At 42.3% G+C, this 21,091-nt stretch carries 19 protein-coding genes; 7 read left to right on the forward strand and 12 right to left on the reverse strand.

The genetic code is table 11. From position 1 onward, the window contains the following. Positions 1-244 precede the first annotated feature (244 nt). Both MKY28_RS10725 and MKY28_RS10730 read right to left on the reverse strand, forming a co-directional pair. Positions 245-1,114, reverse strand: a complete 870-nt coding sequence (locus tag MKY28_RS10725; protein WP_017688372.1) for a carbohydrate ABC transporter permease — start codon at positions 1,112-1,114, stop codon at positions 245-247. An 18-nt stretch (positions 1,115-1,132) separates the two neighbouring features. After that, positions 1,133-2,017, reverse strand: a complete 885-nt coding sequence (locus MKY28_RS10730; protein WP_036616097.1) for an ABC transporter permease — start codon at positions 2,015-2,017, stop codon at positions 1,133-1,135. Between the two features lie 317 nt (positions 2,018-2,334). Between MKY28_RS10730 and MKY28_RS10735 the strand changes: the two genes are divergently transcribed. Both MKY28_RS10735 and MKY28_RS10740 read left to right on the forward strand, forming a co-directional pair. Beyond that, entirely contained in the window at positions 2,335-4,044 is a 1,710-nt protein-coding gene (locus MKY28_RS10735) for a sensor histidine kinase (RefSeq protein ID WP_340935927.1), read from the forward strand. Further along, on the forward strand, positions 4,044-5,393 hold the full coding sequence (locus MKY28_RS10740; protein WP_340935928.1) for a response regulator: 1,350 nt from the start codon (positions 4,044-4,046) through the stop codon (positions 5,391-5,393). Before MKY28_RS10735 ends, MKY28_RS10740 begins: the two co-directional genes overlap by 1 nt. On the opposite strand, the gene MKY28_RS10745 is transcribed toward MKY28_RS10740, so the two are convergent. The 4 genes from MKY28_RS10745 to MKY28_RS10760 form a co-directional block, all read right to left on the reverse strand. After that, the gene (locus tag MKY28_RS10745; RefSeq protein ID WP_340935929.1) at positions 5,387-6,253 is read right to left on the reverse strand and encodes an aldo/keto reductase; all 867 of its coding nucleotides are present in this window, start codon (positions 6,251-6,253) and stop codon (positions 5,387-5,389) included. The two genes, MKY28_RS10740 and MKY28_RS10745, sit on opposite strands and share 7 nt — an antisense overlap. Then, positions 6,250-6,642, reverse strand: coding sequence for an ArsR/SmtB family transcription factor (locus tag MKY28_RS10750; RefSeq protein ID WP_047843023.1), 393 nt, complete (start codon positions 6,640-6,642; stop codon positions 6,250-6,252). The genes MKY28_RS10745 and MKY28_RS10750 overlap by 4 nt, the downstream gene beginning before the upstream one ends. A 202-nt stretch (positions 6,643-6,844) precedes the next feature. Next, complete coding sequence (locus MKY28_RS10755; RefSeq protein ID WP_036615675.1) at positions 6,845-7,675, reverse strand: SDR family oxidoreductase; 831 nt, start codon at positions 7,673-7,675, stop codon at positions 6,845-6,847. A 45-nt stretch (positions 7,676-7,720) separates the two neighbouring features. Beyond that, positions 7,721-8,473 carry an SDR family NAD(P)-dependent oxidoreductase gene (locus MKY28_RS10760; protein ID WP_340935930.1) on the reverse strand — a complete coding sequence of 251 codons (753 nt, stop codon included), beginning with the start codon at positions 8,471-8,473 and terminating at the stop codon, positions 7,721-7,723. A 116-nt stretch (positions 8,474-8,589) separates the two neighbouring features. On the opposite strand from MKY28_RS10760, the gene MKY28_RS10765 reads away from it, so the two are divergent. Both MKY28_RS10765 and MKY28_RS10770 read left to right on the forward strand, forming a co-directional pair. After that, positions 8,590-9,033: a MarR family winged helix-turn-helix transcriptional regulator gene (locus MKY28_RS10765; protein WP_076253214.1), complete on the forward strand. Its 444-nt coding sequence runs from the start codon at positions 8,590-8,592 to the stop codon at positions 9,031-9,033. A gap of 232 nt (positions 9,034-9,265) precedes the next feature. Beyond that, a complete protein-coding gene (locus MKY28_RS10770; protein WP_076253108.1) occupies positions 9,266-10,231 on the forward strand; it encodes a LacI family DNA-binding transcriptional regulator in 966 nt (321 codons plus the stop codon). 150 nt (positions 10,232-10,381) lie between these two features. Here MKY28_RS10770 and MKY28_RS10775 read toward each other — a convergent pair whose 3' ends face one another. Then, the gene (locus MKY28_RS10775) at positions 10,382-11,704 is read right to left on the reverse strand and encodes a 6-phospho-beta-glucosidase (protein ID WP_076253107.1); all 1,323 of its coding nucleotides are present in this window, start codon (positions 11,702-11,704) and stop codon (positions 10,382-10,384) included. A 272-nt stretch (positions 11,705-11,976) separates the two neighbouring features. Here MKY28_RS10775 and licT point away from each other — a divergent pair, with 272 nt between their 5' ends. Both licT and MKY28_RS10785 read left to right on the forward strand, forming a co-directional pair. Beyond that, positions 11,977-12,819, forward strand: a complete 843-nt coding sequence (licT, locus tag MKY28_RS10780) for a BglG family transcription antiterminator LicT (protein ID WP_340935931.1) — start codon at positions 11,977-11,979, stop codon at positions 12,817-12,819. Positions 12,820-13,045: 226 nt separating this feature from the next. After that, positions 13,046-14,929 (forward strand): beta-glucoside-specific PTS transporter subunit IIABC, encoded by a 1,884-nt coding sequence (locus tag MKY28_RS10785; RefSeq protein WP_340935932.1) that lies wholly within the window; start codon positions 13,046-13,048, stop codon positions 14,927-14,929. Between the two features lie 386 nt (positions 14,930-15,315). Here the strand turns inward: MKY28_RS10785 and MKY28_RS10790 are convergent, their stop codons facing one another. From MKY28_RS10790 to MKY28_RS10800, 3 genes are all read right to left on the reverse strand, one after another. Then, positions 15,316-16,167 carry an arginase family protein gene (locus tag MKY28_RS10790; protein ID WP_339191568.1) on the reverse strand — a complete coding sequence of 284 codons (852 nt, stop codon included), beginning with the start codon at positions 16,165-16,167 and terminating at the stop codon, positions 15,316-15,318. A gap of 170 nt (positions 16,168-16,337) precedes the next feature. Beyond that, entirely contained in the window at positions 16,338-17,225 is an 888-nt protein-coding gene (locus MKY28_RS10795; protein ID WP_340935933.1) for an arginase family protein, read from the reverse strand. A 432-nt stretch (positions 17,226-17,657) separates the two neighbouring features. Further along, the gene (locus MKY28_RS10800) at positions 17,658-18,755 is read right to left on the reverse strand and encodes an NADH:flavin oxidoreductase (protein WP_340935934.1); all 1,098 of its coding nucleotides are present in this window, start codon (positions 18,753-18,755) and stop codon (positions 17,658-17,660) included. A gap of 138 nt (positions 18,756-18,893) precedes the next feature. On the opposite strand from MKY28_RS10800, the gene MKY28_RS10805 reads away from it, so the two are divergent. Beyond that, on the forward strand, positions 18,894-19,751 hold the full coding sequence (locus MKY28_RS10805) for a LysR family transcriptional regulator (RefSeq protein ID WP_036615694.1): 858 nt from the start codon (positions 18,894-18,896) through the stop codon (positions 19,749-19,751). A 202-nt stretch (positions 19,752-19,953) separates the two neighbouring features. Here the strand turns inward: MKY28_RS10805 and MKY28_RS10810 are convergent, their stop codons facing one another. Further along, entirely contained in the window at positions 19,954-20,205 is a 252-nt protein-coding gene (locus MKY28_RS10810) for a hypothetical protein (RefSeq protein ID WP_340935935.1), read from the reverse strand. A gap of 324 nt (positions 20,206-20,529) precedes the next feature. Continuing rightward, positions 20,530-20,793, reverse strand: a complete 264-nt coding sequence (locus MKY28_RS10815) for a DUF7674 family protein (protein ID WP_340935936.1) — start codon at positions 20,791-20,793, stop codon at positions 20,530-20,532. Positions 20,794-21,091: the final 298 nt, after the last annotated feature.

Below are 21,091 nucleotides of genomic sequence, written 5' to 3' on the forward strand. Positions count from 1 at the left end.
CCCCTTCACTCACTCAATTTATTTTCTATATAAGTTCAACTAATTGCATATTTACACTGACACTCCGATGACAGAACAACCTTCTGATCGCTGTTATCCCCAGAATTTTTGATTCACTTTTACAAAGGTGAAATTCCGGGGATAAATGCGCACGCTCTGCTTCTTCAGGTCTCTTCTGTCCTCTCCGTTATCGTGTAAATGGTTAGTTGAAAATATATAGTGATCCAATTTTTCGTCATCCTAACTATTCTTTGACAGCTCCTAGTACAATTCCCTTTACGAAATAACGTTGTAAAAAAGGATAGACCAAAATGATTGGTAGCGTGCTGACAAAAATTTGAGCTGCCTTGATGCTTTGCTCTGACATGGCTGCGACTTCAGACTGGCTCATCGCCATATTTTGCATATTGCTCTGCACAACGACCGTCTGTAAGAACGAAGCCAGCGGATACTTACTTGCATCTGACATGTACAATATCCCGTCAAACCAAGAGTTCCAGTGCCCCACCATAATGAACAAGGATACGGTCGCGATGCCAGGCAGAGATAAGGGTAGATATATTTTGCTGAGGATTACGAAAAAGGACGCCCCGTCAATGAATGCTGCTTCTTCCAAGGCTTTGGGAATCGTTTTGAAGAAGTTGACGAGAAGAATCAGATTATAAGCACCGAAAGCTCCCGGCAGCACAAGGGCCCATATTGTATCCTTTAATCCAAGGGCGGTGATCAATATGTAAGAAGGTATCAATCCCCCCGAGAAGAGCATGGTAAAGATAAAAAACCACATGAGCACGTTACGACCCCGAAATTCTTTGGACAGGGCATATCCTGCACAGGTAAGGATAAACATGCTGATGGTTGTACCCAATACGGTTCGAGTGATGGATGTCAGCATGGCACCGTTGAAATTAGAGTTGTTGAACGTTTTTACATAGGCATCCACGTTGAACCCCACCGGCCAAAATGAAACCATATTACCGCTAATGGCCGCTTTACTGCTTAGAGATTGCGCCAACAGATGAAGCAGTGGAAGAAAACACGCCAGACCCGCCAGTATCATGAACGCGTAATTAAAATAGGAGAATACTCTATAACCTGTCGTTTTATGGTACATGATCCCTCTCCCTCCTTGTTAGAATATTTTGTAATTGGCATACTTATAGGCCAGCCTGTAAGAGACAACGATCAAGATCAAGCTAATTCCCGATTTAAACAGTCCTACAGCGGTCCCGAAGCCGTATTGCCCGTTTAACAAGGATGAACGGTAGACATAGGTGTCAATGATATCTCCCGTACTGTAGACAAGCGGATTGTACAGATTGAAAACCTGATCAAAGCCCGCGTCCAGAATATTGCCCAGACTCAGCGTAGAAATGACGATAATCATGGGCAACATGCTAGGCAAAGTTACGTATCGAATTTGCTGCCGGCGTGTGGCACCATCGATCTCGGCCGCTTCGTAATAAGATGGATTAATTCCCGCAATGGTCGCCAGATAAACAATCATGCCAAAGCCAAAGCTCTTCCACACATCGCTGATCACAACCGTAAATCGAAACAGATCAGGATCACCCAGGAAGTAAATGGGATCGTTCCCGAAAATCCGTGTCAAGATGTGATTGATTCCTCCGTCTAATCCGAGAATATCGATCATCAACCCCGCGACCGTAACCCAAGACAAGAAATGCGGCAGATACACCAGTGTCTGTACACTTTTCTTAATGCCCATATTTCGGATCTCGCTCAACAGTATAGCCATGACGATTGGAACGATAATACCAACGATAATTTTAGAAACGGCGATAATTAACGTATTAACAATCGCTTGTGTGGCTTCTTTGTACTGGAAAATTCGTTCGAAATTATCTAACCCGATCCACCGTGAACCTGTGATGCCCAGCCATGGTTTGTAGTCCTGAAATGCCATGAGCAAACCTACCATCGGGCCATAAGAAAAGATGCAGACAAACACAAATGCGGGAATACACAGTACGTACAAAGGCCAGCTTTTCTTAATTTCCTTTTTGAATGAAGTCCGCTGGGAAAGCTTTGTTTTTGTTTTTTTCGCGGATCTGGCGGGCACAATCTCGTTAATGTTGCATACCTCCTCTATGATGGCTTTTCGAAAGCGATCCTTGAAGATAAGCTTAACAAAAGCGCTTTCACTCCAAAATGCCAAAATTTCAAGATCATCACCCCACCCTGAAGCACTTTAAAACCGCTTTCATTTATCGCCGTTGCTGCCCTTCCGCTTTTCAAAAGTTTGGCTTATATTAAAGTTAATCCGATCTGGAGTTTAAACTTCTGCGTTTGACGATATGAAAGGAAACACATATGATCAGAAAAATGTATATGAAGCGATTTATCTATTTCTTTGTTTTTTTTCTGCTACTGACGTTAAGTTTGTTTTTCGTGATGAACCGATTAAGCTCCAAGACACTTGAAGAAAATCTGATTGGCGCTTCCAAAAACCAGCTTGATTATGTGAAAGGCATATTAGACGGGATTATATACGAAGCTAACATGTACGGGGTTCAGTATGCGGCAGACAGTGATGTCCGATTTTATCAGAGGCATGTTATCGAGCTGAGCAATTACGATTCCCAAATGAAGAAAAACGAGATTGTTGATCGCTTGCGGCAAACACTCCTCTCCAGTCGATCGATTGAATCGATCGGCATTTACTGGAAGTCTGAAGAAACGTTTCTGTCCACCAACAGTACGCCGGAGGCGAGACTTCCGTTCAAGGATGTTCATCAACGGGGATGGCAAATCGTCGGCAATAGCTTGTATTATTTTGCCCTCTACCCTTACATCCAAAAATCCGGACAAAATGAACCGACTCAGTACGTCGTTGGTGTAAAGCTGAATACCGATTATTTGAAAAATCTGCTGAAAAAGGCTGTGAACAACGACAGCTCAAACGCTTTTTTTTGGTTTAATTCCCATCAGTTATGGAGTGAGAAAGAAGTCGACAACGATCTATTGAAAGCGGTTACTGATATGCTTGCTCCACAGCCGGAGATCACTTTGAAATATGATTATCATACCAAGTCGGACGATTACTATGTTCTTTCCCGATATATTGAATCAATCGACGCCTACCTGATTACATATACACAGACGAATGATTTTCTGCAACCGATTGACCGCAACCGCAAAGTTTTTTTTGCCAGCATTTTAGCCGTGTTCACGCTTGGTCTGGTTGTGATCTTTACGTTTTACCGGAACTATTACCGTAATATTCGTTTGTTGGAGCGGAAGTTTTCACAGGTCGAACAAGGCAATCATAATACTCGTATTACCGAAAATACGGATAGAGAGTTTTACAGCCTTTTCAGAAGTTTTAATCATATGGTTACCGAGATCCAGGATCTGTTCGTATCCTTGAAGACTGAAACGGAACTAAGACGAAGTGCGGAACTTCAACAACTCCAAGCTCAGATTAATCCTCATTTTTTGTACAACAGTTTGTTTTTCATCATGTCGGTGGCTCAGTTTTCACCTGATTCTGTCATGCGCATGAGCAAACATCTAGCTGAATATTATCGTTATTTAACGAAGTTGGACCGGCATGAAGTCACGCTGGAAAGCGAGCTTCAGTTTGCGGAACATTTCCTGATAATTATGGCTCTAAGCAAAAAAATGGAGTACAGTATTGATCTGCCGTCGGAATTGTCCTCCCTTCCCCTCATGCCGCTGATCATCCAGCCAGTGGTTGAAAATGCGATTCAACATGGAATTGAAGGACAACAAGGTGCCCATCGGGTGACGATTGATGTAAAACAGACGGAGTCTGGAATAACGATCAAGGTCTCCGATGACGGCAAAGGTCTTTCGCTGGATGATATCCGCAGCCTAGAGGCTCGGCTTGAGAGTGATACCCCACCTGAAGGAATTAAGGGCGTAGGGCTCTGGAATGTAAATCAACGTCTGAAAAATACGTACGGCGAACGTAGCGGGTTACATTTTACTACTAATGATTGGGGCGGCTTGTCCGTCCTGCTGCTCATCAGCATTCCCGTGGTGAAAGGAGATAACTAATGCGATTATTAATTGTGGATGACGGACATTATGTCGTTGAATATATGAAGCACTTGCTCGATTGGAACACCTTTGGCATTGATCAGATCGAGACGATGACCAATTCGATTGAAGCCCGAGACATGTTGACTCAAAACCACATCGATATTCTGATCACTGACATCCGAATGCCTGAGGTGTCTGGTATTGATCTGCTTCAACATATCCACCAACATAACTTGCCAACCAAAGTGATCATCCTTTCTGGCTACTCCGAGTTCGAATATGCGCAACAAGGAATTCGTTTAGGAGCGCTGGATTACTTGCTCAAACCTGTCGACAAAGATGACGTGGAGAAAGCCATGTCTAAAGCCATCAACAATATTACAAAGACACGGCCCGCTCAACCTATCGCATGGGAGAACTTCGATGGATTGGCGTATCTGCTTTCGCTGCTTGGTCAAAACGAGACATTAAGAAAGCAATATGATGCTTATACTGAATTCTTAGAGGAACACCGTTTTTGCTGCTTAAAGTTGGAGGGTTTCACACAAGAACATGAGGACGTTATAAAACGTACAGTCGGAGACAAATTGGATCGCCTCGTTTGGACTGCGGGAACGCGACTGTTCGGTCTGGTTCCGGAAGAAGTTGCTGCAGAACTGACCATCCAACTGGAGCAATCGATCGCGTCTCCTCCCTTTTCATTGACCGACCGAAACGTGACCCGACAGATGTTCTACCGATTCTTTCTTAATGAGGACGTACACTTAGAAGACTTCAATGGTATATTCAACCATTCTCCGTCATGCGGTGATTGGGAGTCGGCGGGAAATATCATTAAAAAATATGATCAAATCCATCTCCATAAGCAAAAAATAATCTTTCTCATGGAGACCATTCTATATGTATATCTGACGGATAAGGATCGCGATCCCTCTGAAACTGTGGAGTGGATATTCAACCAGTTACGTTATCCTGATGAACTATCCTCAACTCTCATGGATCGGGTCAGTCGGATCAGAAACAACAAACAGATGTCCATTCAAACCATCGTTGACAAAGTACAAACGTATATCGAAGACCATCTGTCACATGGCCTTAGCCTGGACGAACTGGGGAAAGTTGCACATCTCCATCCCGTCTACTTTTCCAAACTGTTTAAACAGGAGACGGGCGAAAATGTGTCAAACTACATTTCCAGGAAGCGATTGGAGAAGGCTTCTCAATTGCTTCAAGATTCGGAACTCCGTGTAGCCGATATAGCGCAGATGGTTGGTTACCGAAAAAATCAATATTTTATCCAGTTGTTCAAAGTGGAATACGGAGTTACGCCCTACCAGTACCGCAGAAATATGATCCATCAATGAGAACGAATAAATAATTTCATCAAATTGATATAAAACGGGTTGACCATGTAGCCATTTGGACTTACGGAATATCTCTTACCCGTGTCCAACCGTCGTATTTGTTCCATTTCCTTCTCATTCAACTCAAAGTCGAATGTTTCTTTGTTCTCTTTTACCCGTTGAGGATTCGATGATTTGGGGATGACAATAATTCCGCGTTGCAGATGCCAGCGCAAAATGACTTGCGCAACCGACTTCTGATGGCAAAGGGCAATTGCCACCAGCTCCGGATGCTCCAGCAGCGCTTTGCTTCCCTGCCCCAACGGTCCCCAAGCCTCATGCAGAATCCGATGTCGAACCATATAATCATGCAATTCGTGTTGCGGAAATTCCGGATGGGTCTCGATCTGATTTACCATCGGCGAAATCCGGGAATGTTTCTTCAGATGCTCCAGATGCCGGATCTCGAAATTGGCTACACCTATAACTTTGATTTTACCTGCGTCGTATAACTCTTCCATCGCCTTCCAGGCGTTCACGTATTGAGGACCGGCAAAATGAATCAAATACATATCGAGATATGTTACGTTCAGCTTCTGGCAAGTCTGCTCGAACGCCTTTTTCGTCGCACGGTACCCCAGGTCTGTCGTCCATACCTTGGAGGTAATGAAGAACTCCTCCCTGGGAATGCCGCTGTTTTGGATGACCCGACCTAGCGCCGCTTCATTACCGTAAATTTTGGCCGTATCGAAATGGCGATAACCCATTCGAATAGCCTCCTCGACAGTCCTTTCGAAGGTCCCCCCGTCTTTGATCTTATATAGGCCGAACCCGAGTTGAGGAATGTCCACTCCGTTTGCCGCTGCGACTGTCTGATTCATTCGCAACTCCCCCTCCCCGTTTTTTCTAATTGTTGTTCCGATGCTTGTTCTTCACATTGCGTTAGCAACTTTTCTATCTCGTTCACCAGGTTTTTCAACAATTTCAACTTGCTACCGGAGTCAAGGCTGTAATAGTTGAGAGTTCCTTCTTTACGAACACTTATTATCTGTGATTCTTTCAATATTTTCAGATGATGTGATACGGTCGGTCGGGAAAGATGAGTTTTCATCCTGATCTCTCCTACGCGCATGCCGGGTTTTTGCGGCCCTTGAATCAAGGCTATGAGGATGGCTTGCCGGGTTTCGTCACCGATCGCATTCAACACCTTCTGATTGTTCTTAAATTCGATAGCAATCGTGGTCGCAAGTTCCTGATCCAGGTAAATCATCCCCTTCCATTTAGAATGTGTAATACTTTTGTAGATACAGCCTATCACAATCTCGGATTCGGCTGTACATCGGGAAAGAAATTCAAGAACCTATTTTTTCCACGTCTTAAGAATACATTAGCAAAAGAAGAAGCCACCCCTGACGAATGGAGTGTCTTCTATTAATGGTTGTTATTTTTTTAAAAAGGCGTGAAAATTCCAATCAGTTGTTGAAGTAATGAGACTGTTTAAGGTCGGGAATCAGTGCAGGTTGCACTGGCCGCCATCCCATAAGTTCCTGAGTTGCAATGCTTGATCTCGGGATATCGAGCGATGCGAGTGTGCTGAGAAAGCCAAAATGGGCATCTGCCTCTTCGCGTGAAATGCTGACTACAGGTACGTTCAGCTGCTCACCAATAGCACTCGCGATGTCGCAAAATGGCACTCCTTCATCTGCGACCCCATCTAGTCGTGAACCAGCGGGTGCCTTTTCTAACGCCAGACAATATAGATGCGCGGCATCAAGGCGATGCACAGCCGGCCAGCGGTTGTTCCCCTCTCCCACATAGGCTGAGAAGCCCTTAGTCTTGGCAATATTGATCAGGCTCGGCACAAATCCTGTGTCACCCTCACCGTGTACCGATGGACAAAGCTCTACAATCGATGTACGCACTCCACGCCCTGCCAGCGCTAACACCATGTTCTCCGTTGCCACTCCATTCACATGTGTGGTGATTACGAACGGCTTGCCAGATCCTTCAAGTGCCGCCCCCATCGCTTCTACGGCATGCAGATCTGTTGTGAGTGCTCCAGCGAAGTTCGAGAAGTCGTGATGGAATGCCAGATGAATGACGCCATCCGCAGCAGCTGCACCACTACGGAGGCTGTCAAGATCGTTGATGTCACCGCGGTGTACTTCGGCCCCGGACTCTTTTAGTTTCGCAGCACTACTGTCTGAACGCACGAGACCGATGACCTGATGCCCCCTTTCAATAAGTTCGCTGGTGACAGCGGAACCGATGTAGCCTGTTGCTCCTGTTACGAAAACGCGCATCATGAAATCCTCCTTAAGTTACTCGCCCTCATTGTATAACTATGATCACCAAGCAATGGGTCCATCCTCATCTGAGAATGTTCCTGTTGGGCCATCCGCTCCAATCATCACCAGCCGGACCGCTTCACGAGCCCCTTGTTCAACACTACGAGTACCAGCAAAATTATTAAGCGCAGTCGATGTGAAGCCTGGACATGCCGCATTGACCTTGATGTTTGTTGATTCAAGCGCAAATGCAAAGGCAAGTGTCACCGCATGAACAGCTGATTTTGATGCCGAATAGGCACCAAACATCGCACGATGCGAGTTTTCGGGAATAGAGTTCCAGCTAAGGGAGCCGCCGGTACTGCCTATGTTGACGATACGTGCTGCCGGGGCCTCCCGCAAAAGTGGCAACATCGTCTGCGTAACAGCAATAACTCCAAAAACATTAGTCTCATAAACTGTACGAATATCTTCAAGCGAAGCAACGGTCAAAAGACCACTCGCTGCGCCACCGTTCGGAAATGGTTCACCCGATCTGCCTGCGTGCGAGATCCCCGCATTGTTCACGAGTACATCGAGACGACCAAATTCGTTCCGAATACGTTCTGCAGCAGCAGCGATGGAGTTTTCATCTGTAACGTCGAGCTGGAGAGCGTGTGAATCTGAACCGATGCTTTTTGAGGCAGTTTCTCCATTCTCGAGGCTACGAGATCCAACGAGCACGGTGAATCCTTGTTTCGTGAGATCCTTCGCAATTTGAAGGCCGATACCTTTATTAGCCCCGGTGACCAGAGCGACAGGTTTATCTTGCATAGTTATAATCTCCTTTTTTTGTGATTGGTGGGTCCATATGAACTAGGTTGACACGTCAACCTTGGATCAAATTTAGCGCATTGAAGTTGACGCGTCAACCATGTTATTATGCTCCTATGGATAAAAATGAACTTAACGAAGAAGAAATGCGAATATGGCATATGTGGAAAGGTTCCTTTCAGACCATCTTCGGTCGTATCGTCAAAGATATGGCCGATCACTCAGGATTGTCAGAGGGTGATTTTGGAGTATTGGACCGATTAGTCCTTTTTGGGGATGGTAGTCTTCGCCAACAGGAATTAGCCGACTCTATGGACTGGGATAAAAGTCGATTATCTCATCATCTGAAGCGTATGGAAAAACGTGGACTCGTGATGAAGAAACCATTAGACAACGATCGTGGAGTACAAGTCAGTATCACTTCTTCTGGAAAATCAATGTTAGATGATGCCCGTCCCTACCTCTCCAAGGCAATACGCAAACATTTTTTTGAACAATTAACCGAACAAGATATCGAGTTGATTACTAAACTGGCGGAAAGGACAAACTCAAGCTCTTAGCGTCTTATCTAGCCGCCGTCTCGACCACGTTTGTTAAAGGTGAGCTTCTAACAAACGTGGTTTCGGTTTTTCAACCAACGTAGAAGGTTAATGAAAAATACGTGTCACATTGCGAGGATTTAAGTTTTTGTTCTCAACATCTAACATGCCATTACCTGGTCACATATCGAGATGATAGCCTCTACCTTGTAAACAATTAAAATCGTGCTATCCTTATGATGAGGTGGATCAGATGGCAAATATTCAAGAGATTGCACGTCTTGCAGGCGTTTCTACAGCAACCGTTTCAAGGGTAATTAATAGACATCCTTATGTAAGCGATTTAACAAGAGAAAAAGTCTTGAACATCATTGAGCAATTAGATTATGTCCCTAATTCGAATGCAAAGTCCTTAAAAAATGGAGCGACAAAAGTCATCGGTGTTATGGGTGTTACTTACAATCCCCTTTTGATGTCACTTGTCCGTTCATTCCACATGATATCCCAAAAATACGGATTCAACATTATGCTTTTTATGACAGACGGAGATCGTGATAAGGAGCTTGTAGCGCTTGAAATGTTACGCAGTAAACAGGTGGATGCCCTTCTTTGTCTGGTACGGACGATTGAGTGGGATATCATCGAATCCTATACGAAATATGGGCCAATTGTAACATGGCAGCGTCTTACCAGCGACACCATACCGTCCGTATTTATGGACCAATATCAAGGTTATACGCTGGGTCTCGAATATCTGTATGCCAGAGGTTATCGTAAAATTTTGAACGTGTATTCGTCCAAAGGACAGAATACCTTGGAGCGAATAAGAGCTTATGAGGATTTTGTACAGAAGCATGGGTTGAAGAACACTGGCTTTCCGCAATTTCATAATAAAGTCACCATTCATGATGGTGAGGAAATAGCGCGATGGTGGATAGAACAAACGGACAAGCCGGATGCCATTTCCTGTTCGACTGATGAGGTAGCAGCAGGTATTTTAACGGAGATTCAACGCTCGGGGTTTTCGGTTCCGGATGATGTGGGAATCATGGGATTTGATAATACAGACAGCGCTCACCTGCTGGATCTGACAACGATCCATTACCCCGTGGATAAACAAGCAGAGAATGCCTTTAATATTATTATGAGTATGCTGGAAAATTCGGCATCCAATCTTCATCCTCTTCAGTTTAGACTGATTGAACGAAAATCTACATAAAACAACATCCATCCTTTTAAAAGAAGAAAAGAGCCCATTTGAGATCATGAGTTCTTTTCTCTTCCATCCCGTTAAACTTCATGAACGAACAACATTCAGGCCTGTCCCTATATGAGGGACAGGCCTGAATGACTTCAATCTCTAAATAAATTATTTGTGAAATTGCGGAAGATGTTCTTTATGCGCTTCCAACATTTCATCTAAAACTACCTTAGCAATGTCACCGCTGGTAACGAGCGGATTAAGTGTGAATGCTTGTAGAGCGGTTGCATAATCTCCTGTGACCGCTGCTTCGATCGTCAGTTCCTCCATTGCCTTCATCACCTGCAATAGCCCTTTTTGTGCGGACGGGAATGCGCCAAAGTGAACAGGCTCTGCACCATGGGCTGTAATGATACTTGTAACTTCGATGGCACTGTTATATGGTAGATCGCTAATTGCTCCGCGGTTCTGTGTGTTGACTACCATATGCGTTCCCTTGTTGTTATATACGGAATTAATAACTTCACAAGCTGCGTCGCTGTAATAAGCACCTCCGCGTTTTTCCAATTCCTTAGGCTTGTAATTCAGGTTAGGATCTTTATAAAGTTCAAACAAACTTTCCTCCAGGCGTTTCACAACCTGCCCGCGAGTTCCTTCGCCATTGACCGCTTCTACTTCCTCTTCAAGCATGCTGTCGGTCATGTAATAGTACCGGTGATAAGGACAAGGCAGCATACCCAGTTGGAGAATTTGCTCATACAAGAAACGCATACTTTTTATATTTTCTACCATTTTTTCTGGCTCGGCATCAGGACCGTAGAGCTTTTCGATGGCCTGTTTAGTTAGCTCTTTACCATCTCGGTCATAAATTTTGTGCCAGTGAAGGTGATTAATACCGGCAAATTTGAAGAACAGTTCCTCTTCATTTTTTTCCAGAACAGCAGCTTCATTCTTGGAGGAAATAATCGGAACATTGCACAAACCAATGACCTTCTCCCATTTACCATATTGGAGCACAGCTTCCGTTACCATTCCCGCAGGGTTCGTGAAATTGATTAACCAAGCATCTGGGCAAAGTTCCTTCATGTCCTCAACAATTCCAAGAACGACCGGAATGGTACGGAATGCTTTGAACATCCCACCTGCTCCGTTGGTTTCCTGACCAATCATCCCATGGCTAATCGGAATCGTTTCGTCCTTAATACGAGCTTCCAAAAGACCGACCCGGAATTGGGTGGTGACAAAATCGGCATCGGCCAACGCTTCTCTTCGATTAAGCGTCAAGTGAATATCACAGTCGATTCCCGCCGCTTTTACCATCCGTTTAGCCATGGCTCCTACAATTTCAAGTTTCTCTCTTCCTGCTTCAATATCTACAAGCCACAATTCACGTATTGGAAGTTCATGATGCCGTTTGATAAAACCTTCGATCAATTCTGGGGTGTAACTCGATCCGCCGCCAATCGTCACAATTTTTAATCCCTTTTTCATTTTGAAGTCCTCCTTGTTCTATTGTGTTCTCAATTTGGACTCTATCTTGTGTAATGCATTACATGTCAAGAACTTTTTTAGTGGAATTAAATGGGATTAATTTGTAACTTGAAACCGCTTTATCACTTGTGCTATAGTTACCTCAAATAAGGATTGTGACCGTTGATTCGGGCAATACCTAAGAAAGTTTGAATGCCGTTAACCAATTGGCGGCGTTTGAACTATCTTAGGTTTTTTTTATGCATATTGCAGAAAACAAGGAGCCGATGCACATGATTATTGAAAAAGTATTAAACAATAACCTTCTGCTGACCCGCAATACAAAGGGGAAGGAAGTCATCGTTATGGGTAAAGGCATCTCCTTCCAAAAGAGTGCAGGTGATGAGGTCGATGAACACAAGATCGATAAAATCTTCCATTTAGCCGAGCATGCATTTGCTGTAAAAATGGCTGAACTGATACATGAATTACCCGCCGTTCATTTCGAAGTTGTGAACGAGATCGTAAAACACGCCAACCATGTACTTGGTACTGAACTCAGCGACAATATTTATCTGTCGTTAACCGACCATATTAGTTTTGCCATCCAACGTAAGAACAAAGGTATGGAGATTAAAAATGCCATGCTGTTCGAAATTAAACGTTTCTATAAAACGGAATTCAGTATCGGATTGGATGCTCTGCAGTTAATCAGCGCCATGATTGGGGTTTCGCTCGGGGAAGATGAGGCTGGGTTTATCGCCTTACATGTCGTCAATGCCCGACTTGACGGCACTGAAATGAAATTGACGATAAAGATGACTGAAATTGTCAACGAAATTTTGAAAATCGTCACGTACCATTACGGCACTGTTCTTGATGAATCGAGCTTAAATTATTCGCGTTTCTTAACACACCTTCAATATTTCGCCATGCGCTTATTGCGCCACGAGATTCACCAAAGCGGCGAAGATTTTTTATATCAACAGGTGAAAAAGACTTATGTCAAAGCCTTTTCCTGCACTTGCAAGATCAACGAGTACTTAGAAAAAACGTATGTACAGTCCTTAAACAAAGATGAATTCGTTTACTTAACCATTCATATCCAGCGGCTTACTGAACGAAGCACTTTATAGTCCTATTTCTTTCAAGCTAAAACTTCATATACAACACATTAGATAAAGGATTGTGACTGGTAAAGCAGGCAAAACCTGGACTGATGGCAAAATGATTTTTCTTTTTATTTTGCCACGAGTTCAGGTTTTGCTGCTTTTTGAAAGTGAAACGATGTAAGCCGGCACATCAGGAACGAACAGCTCACAACCTGAGATCAATTACCCATCATGAAGGAGGCAATATGCTATGAGTAATAAAGACAAAGAACTGTCCATACGTGTTATTGAACTTGTTGGCGGTGAATCTAATGTGAATGATGTATATCACTGTGCAACCAGGCTTAGATTCACCCTGAAAGATCATACAAAAGCGAATGAACAGGCGTTGAAAAATATAGCTGGAGTCATCACCGTTGTGAAAAGCGGCGGTCAATTTCAAGTCGTCATCGGCAATAACGTGTCCAAAGTTTATGAAGGAATCATGGAGTACACCAACCTTCAAGATGGCGGCAGCAAAACGGATACTAAAGAGAATGCAGAAAAAACAGGAATATTCGGAAAAACAGTAGATCTTATTTCCAGTGTTTTTTCCCCGCTGCTCAGTGCGCTAGCTGGAGCTGGATTGCTCAAAGGTCTGGTTGTTTTGTCTGTGGCGCTCGGCTGGCTAGATGATACCTCAGGAACTTATCTAATTTTTAACGCGGCATCAAGCAGTGTATTCACCTTTTTGCCCATATTTTTGGCAGTTACTGCCGCAAGGAAATTCAAAGCTAATATGAACGTATCCTTGGCTATTGCAGGAGCCCTGGTCTTTCCGACCATTTCCGCTGCGTTTAATAGCGGTCAAACTTATGATTTCTTAGGCATCCCCATTGTGCTTGTGATGTACACTTCCACCGTGTTTCCAATCCTTCTGGCGGTGTGGGTTCAATCTCATATAGAAAAATGGTTCAACTCGATTATTCACCAGTCTATCCGCAATATTCTTGTGCCGATGCTGTCACTTCTAATTGTCGTCCCGCTTACCATTCTTGCTTTTGGGCCGATCGGCAATAGTGTTAGTCAGGGGTTAGCTAGCGGTTTTACCTCACTCATGCAATTCAGCCCAATGTTGGCAGGAGCAGTCACCGGTGGTTTCTGGCAGGTCATTGTTATCTTTGGACTTCACTGGGCTTTTCTTCCAATTACACTAAATAATCTGGCGACACTAGGCTATGACCTAATGCGGCCGATGTTGACCGCAGCCGTGCTGGCTCAAGCCGGTGCTTTGCTCGCCGTTATGCTGAAAACCCGCAATTCACAGCTTAAAACCCTTTCCGGATCTGCTACGATTACTGCGATTTTCGGAATTACGGAACCAGGCATTTACGGAGTTACTTTACGATTGAAAAAACCGTTCATTTACGCATGTATTTCCGCAGCGATCGGGGGCGCAATTATCGGAGTCGGGGGTGGTCGGGCAGTCGCTTACTCACTTCCCAGCCTGCTCGCTTTTCCTACTTACGTAACAACGGGGTTCGCCTCGGTTGTCATCGGTGTTTCCGTTTCTTTTGTCCTGGCTTTTCTACTCACGTTGCTGCTTGGATTCAAGGATCTTGAGGCTACTGTTGAGGAGCCGCAGATTGAAACTTCTGGACAGGAAAAACAAGCGATTGAGCCAAGCGAATCGCGGTTGAACAAGGAAATCATTGTGAGTCCGCTGAAAGGCAGTGTTCAGCTACTTGAAGATTTTCCTGATCCCGCCTTCTCTTCAGGTGCCATGGGACAGGGGCTTGTCATTGAACCCACAGATGGAATATTGGTATCGCCAATTAATGGTGTCGTAACCACCGTATTTCCTACCGGTCATGCGCTCGGTCTGACCACGGACAGTGGCATGGAGATTCTGATCCATATTGGAGTGAATACGGTAAAGCTAAAAGGACAATTTTTTGAGAAAAAAGTTAAAGAGGGCGATCGGGTTTCTTGCGGGCAACTGCTTGTAGAGTTTGACGCGGAGCAAATCCGGACAGCGGGTTACATCACTGCCACCTCAGTCATCGTCACCAACTCTGCCAACTACTTGGATGTGTTAAAAACTACCGAACAGGAAGTGAAGCAAGGTGATTATCTAATGTCGGCGGTAGTCTAACGATTGGAGATGGATTACCTGTCGGTAATCGAACTATTTTCGGGTTATATAACTGTCTACTACTTCACTTATTCCGTATGATCCAAAGAAGCCACTCCGGCAAAGGAGTGGTTTTTCTCTGGATAGCACTTTCCGTTTATTAATCAGCTACAATTGTAAATTCCCATGGAAGTTTTCGGTTTGCCAATCACGATGTCGGATGAAACTCTTGGACCAGTAGGCATCTCTGACTCCACGCTTAACTAGATAATACCAAACGCCTTGTTTCATGAAGACGAAGCAGTTTTGTTGTGATTTTTACATTTCTAATCTATATGAGCGATTAGCTAAAATTGCTCAAGTATATATAATCATCAGTACATCTACCAATTTTCAAAAACTCTCTTTTAGTTTTTTAGAATTGGCATATCCTTAAGTAAATTTTTTAAGTTTATAGCATCCCATGGAAGATGTTCTGTGATACCTAGTCCAACAACCGTAGTTAACAAGCTAACTTCTTGTATTAAAGTTATCAGCTCTGTAAGTTGCATCGTACCCATACGAGTATGAATTTTGTCAGACAGCGGCTTAGCAAATGACAATGACCTGAAAATCTTCGGATCAAGTACATCCAAATCCAAATGAATTACTACGTATTTGATTTGATTTTCTGAAATCCAGTCCAATATTGGTTTATTATTATCCTTTAATTCGGCGCTAGTTGCTGAACTAATAGATAACCTAGAAATAAGTTCCGATTCATGTTCAGTTGTTTGAACAAGTCCCGCTAACATAACGTTCTTCGGTAAGAAAGGCTTTTTAACCTTTTGAGAAAATTCTGGCGCTCCCTCACCTAACAGATTTCCTAATATATGAGCATGCCCGTTGGGCGTCACCTCTGGGGTTGCCACGTCAGGATGTGCATCGATCCATAATAGTCCAACTTCACTATTATAACGCTCATTTAAATAGGCGAATGGCGCTTGTTCAACCAAACAATCCCCGCCAAACATAACAATTCGATCGGGTTTATAAGCTTCAATTAAATGAGTTGCTGCATCCAGTTGATTCAACAATTGGTTCTTACCTACGATTCCTCCTAAAATACCTTCCTCTGTGTGGAGAGTCATATCTTCACTATAGGATATAGGTACTTTAACTGTCGTATGATTATTGTTTTCTGGAGCTAACCATGCTAGGAGCTCAGCTCCAAGAATATAACTTGGTTTATTTCCTCCCTGCCACTGGGGCATTAGCATGCGTAACGTTTTAACAGTTTTATTATCAGTCACTTGTTTGTTCTCCTATCTAATACAGATGTAGTTCTTATGAATGCTACTAAGGAGACTAACTATATGAAGAAAGTGCTTCTGTTCCTTAATATCGAGGGTCCCTTTCATTAAGCGCATACTTTTGAAGCATTAGCATCTTAATCGTTAAGGATAGGCATTTTCTGAAGTAGTTGTTTTAAGTTTATTGCATCCCATGGAAGATGTTCGGTTATCCCGAGACCAACTACATCAGTGACATCACTAACTTCATTGATCAATTTTGCTACCTCAAAAAATTGCATTTTGCCCATAGGAAAATCAATCTCTAAGTCTGATAACGGATTTGCAAAGAGCAATGATCTGAAAATTTTCGGGTCAAGAACGTCCAGATCCAAATGAATCACCAAATATTTAATCCTATTCGTTTCGATCCAATCCAGCACAGTTTTGCTACTTTCTTTTAATTGAGAACTGGACGCTGATTTAATTGATAATCTTGAAATTAGTTCCGATTCTTGGCCAGTCGGTTGATCTATTCCCGCGATCATTACGTTCTCTGGACGAAAAGGCTTATCTACTTTAGCAGCGAATTCAGGAGCTCCCTCACCTAATAGATTACCCAATACATAAGTATGACCATTGTAGTATTCTTTTGGTGTTGTTATATCAGGATGCGCATCAATCCAAAGTAATCCCAACTCACCACTGTAACGTTCGTTTAAATAAGCGAATGGGGCTTGCTCCACTAAACAGTCTCCTCCAAACATGACAATTCGGTCTGGTTGATATGCTTTGATTAAATGATATGCCGCATCAAGTTGATTTAATAATTGCTCTTTTCCCACAATATCACCTATAATACCTTCCTCTTTTTCCAAGGGGGTATCATCGCTCATTGAAACAGGTACTTTAACGGTTATATGCTTGTTATTCTCTGGAGCTAGCCATTCAAGAAGCTCAGCTCCAAAGGAGTAATTAGGATTATCTCCCCCTTGCCATTGAGGCATTAACATACGCAACGTTGTCGAATTTTCTTTGCTTTTCATGATCTTTTCTCCTTTACATCGAGGTACAATTTAGTATACATGAGTCACATATTATGAATAGTACGCACTTTTATGATAGGTACTTTCCAAAAAGATAGTGTGTAACTTATAGATGAATTCCACAGGCGGTATCAAAGGTTCAGGCATCTTTCGTTGTTATCTGAATAAGAACGTTAAAATCACTTTGAAATGGATATTTCCAAATATTAATTAGTATATAATTGCAACCCACTAATTGAATGTCTGTTTTCTACCTTAATTGCCACAGGTCATCCGTTTAAAACGACCTATGGCAATACTATTATTGCTCAATAAGTTCTGAAAGCCATTTATTTGGTGTCGAGAATGCATACCACTGATTGAGAGCTCTACACAGATAGTATGACATCCTCAGTTTGACATAATTGAGTAAAATACTGTTGTCTGTTCCCATTAAAGGATTTCAAAATTTTTGATCGTTGCATCTGGTCGCAGTATCTTATCCTCTCTCATCTCAGCTAGTAGCTTACCTTCTTTAACTTTAGTAACCCAATCGTGGTTAGCTAGAGCTCCCTTTCCTAATGTCACGAGATCAGCCTTATCATCAGTGATGATTTCAGATGCTTTTAATGGATCTTCAAGTTGACCGTTGGCAATGACAATTTTACCTGAAAATCTTTTAGCTAGTTGTACCAATGAAGGCCCATTCTCTTCGAAAGCAGGCTTCCATGCCTTATATTCAGTCACATGAATGTAATCAAGCCCGGTTTGCCCTAATCCACCGAAAATGACTTTAGCATCTGCTTCACCTCCACCCCATTTATGGATATAGTCATTGACTTTGGCTTGAGAAATTCGAATACCTACTGTAAAATTCGGTCCAACGGCTTTACGGACTGCAGATGAAACTTCAATTAAAAGCCGTACCCGATTTTCGGTCGAACCGCCATGCTCATCTGATCGTTCATTAGTGTAGTCGGTCAAGAATTGATCAAGCAAGTAACCATTGGCTCCATGAATTTCAACACCATCAAACCCTACTGCTTTTGCCCGGATTGCTGATTCCACAAATCCCTGAATCACTTGTTCGATATCTTGCTTTGTTGCAGCTATCGGAGTAGGAAATTTATCAACTCCACCATAGAACGCCAAAGGATCTCCTTTAGGTTGCACTTCTGAAGGAGCTAGGTTATGGGAACTGAAGCGATTTCCTTGAGAAAGTGCTCCTGCATGCTCAAGCTGAACTATAATTGCAGCATCCGCTTCATGTACAGTATCCACGACTTTTTTCCAAGCAATAGCTTGTTCTTCATTTATCAAGCCAGGTTGGTTAAAGTAACATTGACTGTACAATTGATCTGTGTATGTTCCTTCTGTAATGACAAATCCAAAACCTCCACGAGCTAAAGACGCATAATATTCAGCCATCTGCTCCGTGGCAAGACCTTCCGGAGTAGCACTCGTACGAGTCATTGGAGCTACTCCTACACGATTTTTTAGAAAGTTATAACCAACGTTGACAGGTTCAAACAATTTATTTTTTGGTACCAAGTTAACCATCCACCTTTAACAATTATGTTTATATATCTTTCAGAATATGAACATTATAAAATGAATGAAATGAACAGTAAAATTGATGTTATTGAATCTTTAGTTCATTAAAAATGAACTCACTTTAGGAGGGTATCTATGGAACTCCGCCATTTGATTACATTAAAAACTATTGTTGAAAAAGGAGGATTTAAGAAAGCAGCTGAACATCTCGGTTATGCTCAATCTTCTGTCACGACACATATTAAAGAATTGGAGGAAGAGTTCGGTAAGCCTATTTTTGATCGCTTAGGTAAACAAGTTGTGCTCACACAATACGGACATCAATTTCTGCCGTATGCTCATAAAATTATTGAGTTGTATACGCAAGCACTTACTTCAAATGATGAGCCCTCGGGAAATTTGACACTAGGTATTTCGGAATCCTTAATGATCTGTCGCATCCCTTCTTTATTGGTTGAGTATGGTGAGAAATATCCGCAAGTTAACCTTTCGCTCAAATCACTTGACTACCAAGATGTCTCTCAAGCTGTTCAAAATGGTGAGATCGACCTTCTTGTTGCCTTAGAAAAAGAGGGATGGGGGGCTCCCGAACTACACTGCGAACGTTTGGTGAGAGAAAAAATGGTCCTTATTAGTCCCCCTCATGAGAAAAACCATGCAAAAGGAACTGTGTTATATACGGAACGTAGCTGCAGTTACAAATCTGTATTCAAGGATTACATCAATTATAAAAAAGTCGATGTTATGAACAGTATAGAGTTCCAAAGTATCGAAGCGATTAAGCAATGTGTGAAAAACGGACTAGGCATTTCGATGGTTCCTTACTTTTCTGTTAAAGAAGAATTAAAATCCAAAAAATTTCAAGGCGAAGAAGTTGGGTCTGACCGCCCTACAATATCCACATATTTGGCATATCACAAAGATAAGTGGATTTCACCTGCAATGAAACAGATGATTAATCTAATTCAAAAACACGCAGCTAATTGGGAATAGCTCACTTTTGAATAAAAAGAAAGTCAGCTATTAAATATAATAGCTGGCTTATTAATATGTGCATAATAGAAACTCCTTACTCAAAAAATCTTGGGATATCTACTAAAAATAAGTGTTTCATCTTTCACATTTTTGTTAAATATCAACGACGATAGAACATTTATTAGCGCTGGGGCTCAAATCCTCAGGTAAATGTATCAACTTATCTAATAGGGACAAATATACGAATCATAAAATCATCCAAGGCATATTCAAGATTCAATCTAATCCGAAATGACACAATGTTCTTGTCCCTCGACATCAACTCATAATATATGGTATCGACCGAACCATTAAAGGTTACGATGACATCAGGTCTCGCATCCATAATCTTTTCCAGATTCGCTGAGTCACTACCCAAGTCAATAATCTGGGCAGGACAGGCGTAAGGCTGTAATGTAGCAAACTCCTTCATTGCTTCCAACCCACTGGTTGATGCGAATGTAGGACTATTCAAAGCAAAAAGTGATGCATAATTATCTAATTGATCATTGAAATAAGTTCTTTCCCCTCAATCTTTTAGATAGGCAATTACATGAATAAACAAAAAAAGCCGCTGCTTTAGCGACTTTGAATGATATTATAAAACCAACGATTTAAACTCTTGAATACCTAATCTCCAGCAGAGTATCCTATGAAAAATATTTCCCTGAGTGCAGATCTTCTATTTCTTGAGAAAGTCTTTTAGTATGTAACTTCATATAACATTGAGCTTTTTTCAAAATATCGGTATGCCCACCTAGATCATACAAAATTGTAGTAGATAACACTTGTACAATATAAAGGCTCGTTTGAGTTGCCATCCATTCAAAAAATTGAAAAACTTCTCAATTTGTTCTGTATCATCATTTTCACGAAGCAATCCTTCAACATAAGTAGACACTTCATCACCAAAAAACACATGTCCTAGAAACTCTTGATATAAATCCAAATGTTCTATATAACAATCGTGGAATTCAGGAAAAAGTTCTAAGAATTGATTGATTAAAATACCTTTGTCCATTCTCCAAGCTCCCTACCTTCCTGCCTGCAAATACTTACTGTTCTTTTCGTTTAAAAACCATCTTGCCAACCATAAGTCCCATAGCCGATGAACAGATCAGATAACCAAAGAACAAGAAAAGTAAATAAATAACATGAAGATCTGCAGGAATCTGTTTCAAACCTTCAAACCAAGCAAAACGAAAAGGATAAAAGATGACTACCCAAATGATCAGCAAGAAAAGAAGAAAATTAATTATTTTTAGCACAATAATGATCCTTTCAAGCTTGAGTGGAAACAGTTGAATGTATATGCTTCA

The sequence above is a fragment of the Paenibacillus sp. FSL R5-0473 genome, assembly GCF_038004565.1.
In the GTDB taxonomy this organism is placed as follows: Bacteria; Bacillota; Bacilli; order Paenibacillales; family Paenibacillaceae; genus Paenibacillus; species Paenibacillus amylolyticus.